At 55.8% G+C, this 3,810-nt stretch carries 2 rRNA genes; both read right to left on the bottom strand.

Features of this window, described 5'->3' with window-relative positions:
• Positions 1-1,612, bottom strand: a 23S ribosomal RNA gene (locus QCD68_RS16935); the annotation flags it as partial.
• Positions 1,613-2,090: 478 nt separating this feature from the next.
• Positions 2,091-3,620, bottom strand: a 16S ribosomal RNA gene (locus QCD68_RS16930).
• Positions 3,621-3,810 lie beyond the last annotated feature (190 nt).

The following is a 3,810-nucleotide window of genomic DNA, read 5'->3' as shown; positions in this document are numbered from 1 at the left end:
TCGAGCGTTAGACCGGCCCGTCTCACCCCGAAGGGATCAACAAGTACCGGGTTAGGACTCTTAGCACCACTGGATTAGCTTGGGCGGTTGTTCGCCGGTACGGGAATATCAACCCGTTGTCCATCGACTACGCCTGTCGGCCTCGCCTTAGGTCCCGACTTACCCAGGGCGGATTAACCTGGCCCTGGAACCCTTGGTCTTTCGGAGGACGGGTTTCTCACCCGTCTTTCGCTACTCATGCCTGCATTCTCACTCGTGTAGCGTCCACGGCTGGATCACTCCGCCGCTTCACTCGCCACACGACGCTCTCCTACCACTCCGCACGACTGAACCACGAAGGCTTGTCGAGTGTGCGAAATCTACAACTTCGGTGGTGTGCTTGAGCCCCGTTACATTGTCGGCGCGGAATCACTTGACCAGTGAGCTATTACGCACTCTTTCAAGGGTGGCTGCTTCTAAGCCAACCTCCTGGTTGTCTGTGCAACTCCACATCCTTTCCCACTTAGCACACGCTTAGGGACCTTAGTTGGTAGTCTGGGTTGTTTCCCTCTCGACGATGAAGCTTATCCCCCACCGTCTCACTGCTGCGCTCTCACTCACCGGCATTCGGAGTTTGGCTGACGTCAGTAACCTGTTGAGGCCCATCGGCCATCCAGTAGCTCTACCTCCGGCGAGAAACACGCAACGCTGCACCTAAATGCATTTCGGAGAGAACCAGCTATCACGAAGTTTGATTGGCCTTTCACCCCTATCCACAGCTCATCCCCTCCATTTTCAACTGAAGTGGGTTCGGTCCTCCACGACGTCTTACCGTCGCTTCAACCTGGCCATGGATAGATCACTTCGCTTCGGGTCTAGGACATGCGACTGAATCGCCCTATTCAGACTCGCTTTCGCTACGGCTACCCCACACGGGTTAACCTCGCCACATATCGCTAACTCGCAGGCTCATTCTTCAAAAGGCACGCCGTCACCCCTACAAAGGAGGCTCCGACGGTTTGTAAGCAAACGGTTTCAGGTACTATTTCACTCCCCTCCCGGGGTACTTTTCACCTTTCCCTCACGGTACTTGTCCGCTATCGGTCATCTGGGAGTATTTAGGCTTATCAGGTGGTCCTGACAGATTCACACGGGATTTCTCGGGCCCCGTGCTACTTGGGATACACATCCGGCCATAACACCATTTCGTCTACGGGGCTGGCACCCACTACGGCCCGGCTTTCAAACCGGTTCGACTATGATGCGCTGTAACCGTCCCAGTCCGGCAGAACTGAGTGACGTGTCCCACAACCCCGACCATGCAACGCCCGCCGGCTATCACACATGATCGGTTTAGCCTCATCCGTTTTCGCTCGCCACTACTCACGGAATCACATGTTGTTTTCTCTTCCTGTGGGTACTGAGATGTTTCACTTCCCCACGTTCCCTCTACCCGCCCTATATATTCAGGCGGGAGTCACCAGGTCACAAAAGCGCCTGGCGGGGTTTCCCCATTCGGAAATCCTCGGCTCACAGCTCGATTATCAGCTCCCCGAGGCTTATCGCAGATTTCTACGTCCTTCTTCGGCTCCAGATGCCAAGGCATCCACCGTTTGCTCTTAGAAACTTGACCACAAAGATTAAAATTGCGATCCAACGCCACGACACACGCCAACCCGAAAGCCGACGATCATCGATGACGCGAATCTAAAGATGCTCGCGTCCACTGTGTAGTTCTCAACATACGATCGGCACCACACTCCCCCAGAAGGAACCCTCCGGCTTCACGTGGCCCAACGAAGGACCCTCAAGGCCCAACCCCCACCACGGGCCAGCATCCATCACGGACACCACCCACAGCAGGAAGCCTGGTCCCTCAGGACCCAACAACGTGCACCAGCCAACCCGCTCACCCCCGACCCGTTCCAACTCCCCAACACCGGCACAAGACCGACGACGGGGAACGTACTGAGACCGGAAGACGCGCTCCCGACTGCACTGTCAATGTTCCACCCATGAGCTACCCGTCGGACACGTTCGGTCCGAATCGGGCGCCTGGACCAGCCACCACTCACCATGACGGTGAACAGCACTGACCAGATGCTCCTTAGAAAGGAGGTGATCCAGCCGCACCTTCCGGTACGGCTACCTTGTTACGACTTAGTCCTAATCACCGATCCCACCTTCGACGGCTCCTTCCACAAGGGTTAGGCCACCGGCTTCGGGTGTTACCGACTTTCATGACTTGACGGGCGGTGTGTACAAGGCCCGGGAACGTATTCACCGCAGCGTTGCTGATCTGCGATTACTAGCGACTCCGACTTCATGAGGTCGAGTTGCAGACCTCAATCCGAACTGAGACCGGCTTTTTGGGATTCGCTCCACCTTACGGTATCGCAGCCCTTTGTACCGGCCATTGTAGCATGCGTGAAGCCCAAGACATAAGGGGCATGATGATTTGACGTCATCCCCACCTTCCTCCGAGTTGACCCCGGCAGTCTCCTATGAGTCCCCGGCATAACCCGCTGGCAACATAGAACGAGGGTTGCGCTCGTTGCGGGACTTAACCCAACATCTCACGACACGAGCTGACGACAACCATGCACCACCTGTACACCGACCACAAGGGGGCGACCATCTCTGGCCGTTTCCGGTGTATGTCAAGCCTTGGTAAGGTTCTTCGCGTTGCATCGAATTAATCCGCATGCTCCGCCGCTTGTGCGGGCCCCCGTCAATTCCTTTGAGTTTTAGCCTTGCGGCCGTACTCCCCAGGCGGGGCGCTTAATGCGTTAGCTACGACACAGAAACCGTGGAAAGGTCCCTACATCTAGCGCCCAACGTTTACGGCATGGACTACCAGGGTATCTAATCCTGTTCGCTCCCCATGCTTTCGCTCCTCAGCGTCAGTTACGGCCCAGAGATCTGCCTTCGCCATCGGTGTTCCTCCTGATATCTGCGCATTCCACCGCTACACCAGGAATTCCAATCTCCCCTACCGCACTCTAGTCTGCCCGTACCCACTGCAAGCCCGAGGTTGAGCCTCGGGATTTCACAGCAGACGCGACAAACCGCCTACGAGCTCTTTACGCCCAATAATTCCGGACAACGCTTGCACCCTACGTATTACCGCGGCTGCTGGCACGTAGTTAGCCGGTGCTTTTTCTGCAGGTACCGTCAAGAACCGAAGCTCCCTTCTTCCCTACTAAAAGAGGTTTACAACCCGAAGGCCGTCATCCCTCACGCGGCGTTGCTGCATCAGGCTTTCGCCCATTGTGCAATATTCCCCACTGCTGCCTCCCGTAGGAGTCTGGGCCGTGTCTCAGTCCCAGTGTGGCCGGTCACCCTCTCAGGCCGGCTACCCGTCGTCGCCTTGGTGAGCCATTACCTCACCAACAAGCTGATAGGCCGCGAGTCCATCCCCAACCAAAAAATCTTTCCACCACCAGGCCATGCGACCAGTGATCATATCCAGTATTAGACGTCGTTTCCAACGCTTATCCCAGAGTCAGGGGCAGGTTACTCACGTGTTACTCACCCGTTCGCCACTAATCACAGGAGCAAGCTCCTGATCATCGTTCGACTTGCATGTGTTAAGCACGCCGCCAGCGTTCGTCCTGAGCCAGGATCAAACTCTCCGTAAAAAATTACAACCAACACTAAAAGTGTCAGCGAGTTGATCTTGACTGTTGACTGTCTACTGACAATCTTCAATCCAAAAGGAATTGCTTCATGACCCAGTCAACCGAAGCCGACCGGGCACGAGGTCAATAAAATTGGCATTGACAATGTGCACGCTGTTGAGTTCTCAAGGACCAGACGCACTCCCCACTC

The sequence above is a fragment of the Curtobacterium sp. PsM8 genome (genome assembly GCF_030433875.1).
Taxonomy (GTDB): domain Bacteria; phylum Actinomycetota; class Actinomycetes; order Actinomycetales; family Microbacteriaceae; genus Curtobacterium.
Note: the sequence above shows the minus strand (reverse complement) of the source record. Positions and strands in the feature narration are given on the sequence as shown.